Source organism: Nonomuraea sp. NPDC046570, from assembly GCF_040645915.1.
Classification (GTDB): Bacteria; Actinomycetota; Actinomycetes; order Streptosporangiales; family Streptosporangiaceae; genus Nonomuraea.
This window is the reverse complement of record NZ_JBEYZF010000091.1, coordinates 2,190-3,654: the sequence shown is the minus strand read 5'-3', so window position 1 is coordinate 3,654 and position 1,465 is coordinate 2,190. Positions and strand designations below refer to the sequence as shown.

The window sequence follows — 1,465 nt, the reverse complement described above, 5'->3', positions numbered from 1 at the left end:
GTTGGACACACTGTTGGGTCCTGAGGAAACGGACCGGCTGGGCCCGCCTTCGGGTGGGCTCGCTGTCTGTTGGACCTCGGGCAGGACTGGATCCTCTGTCATACCGTCGGCGGCTTGTGCTGCTGGGTCTGGTGCGGGTGGGGTTTGGTTGCTGTTTGTTGTTTGAGATTTGCATAGTGGACGCGAGCATCTTTGTGGCCAAGTTTTTTAGGGCACACGGTGGATGCCTTGGCATCAGGAGCCGATGAAGGACGTGGGAGGCTGCGTTAAGCCTCGGGGAGTCGCCAACCAGACGTTGATCCGGGGATGTCCGAATGGGGAAACCTAGCACCAGTCATGTGGTGTTGCCTCCGCCTGAATGTATAGGGCGGTTGGTGGTAACGCGGGGAAGTGAAACATCTCAGTACCCGTAGGAAGAGAAAACAACAGTGATTCCGTGAGTAGTGGTGAGCGAAAGCGGATGAGGCTAAACCGTATGCGTGTGATAGCCGGCAGGCGTTGCGCATGTGGGGTCGTGGGACCTTCTGGGAGATACTGCCGTGTCTCCAAACAGTGATAAATCGATGGGGTAGTTGAAAGCTCTGGGAAGGGCTGCCGTAGACCGTGAGAGCCGGGTAGGCGAAATCTTGTCGACTGTTTGAGGGGATCCCAAGTAGCACGGGGCCCGAGAAATCCTGTGTGAATCTGCCAGGACCACCTGGTAAGCCTAAATACTCCCTGATGACCGATAGTGAACAAGTACCGTGAGGGAAAGGTGAAAAGCGCCCCGGTGAGGGGTCGTGAAATAGTACCTGAAACCGTGTGCCTACAAGCCGTAGGAGCTTAATCGTCTTCGGACGGTTGTGATGTGACTGCGTGCCTTTTGAAGAATGAGCCTGCGAGTTATGGTGTGTGGCGAGGTTAACCCGTGTGGGGGAGCCGTAGCGAAAGCGAGTCTGAATAGGGCGTTTGAGTCGCATGCTGTAGACCCGAAGCGGAGTGATCTACGCATGGGCAGGTTGAAGCGAGGGTAAGACCTCGTGGAGGACCGAACCCACCAGGGTTGAAAACCTGGGGGATGACCTGTGTGTAGGGGTGAAAGGCCAATCAAACTCCGTGATAGCTGGTTCTCCCCGAAATGCATTTAGGTGCAGCGTCACGTGTTTCTTGCCGGAGGTAGAGCACTGGATGGCCGATGGGCCCGACAAGGTTACTGACGTCAGCCAAACTCCGAATGCCGGTAAGTGAGAGCGTGGCAGTGAGACTGCGGGGGATAAGCTCCGTAGTCGAGAGGGAAACAGCCCAGATCACCGACTAAGGCCCCTAAGCGTGTGCTAAGTGGGAAAGGATGTGGAGTCGCAGAGACAACCAGGAGGTTGGCTTAGAAGCAGCCACCCTTGAAAGAGTGCGTAATAGCTCACTGGTCAAGTGATTCCGCGCCGATAATGTAGCGGGGCTCAAGTACACCGCCGAAGTCGTGGCATTG

1 rRNA gene (running past one end of the window) is annotated in these 1,465 nt (G+C 56.2%); it reads left to right on the top strand.

The annotated features are described in order from the left end of the window. Positions 1–196: 196 nt before the first annotated feature. Positions 197–1,465, top strand: a 23S ribosomal RNA gene (locus tag ABZ911_RS42705) (it continues 1,920 nt past the right edge of the window).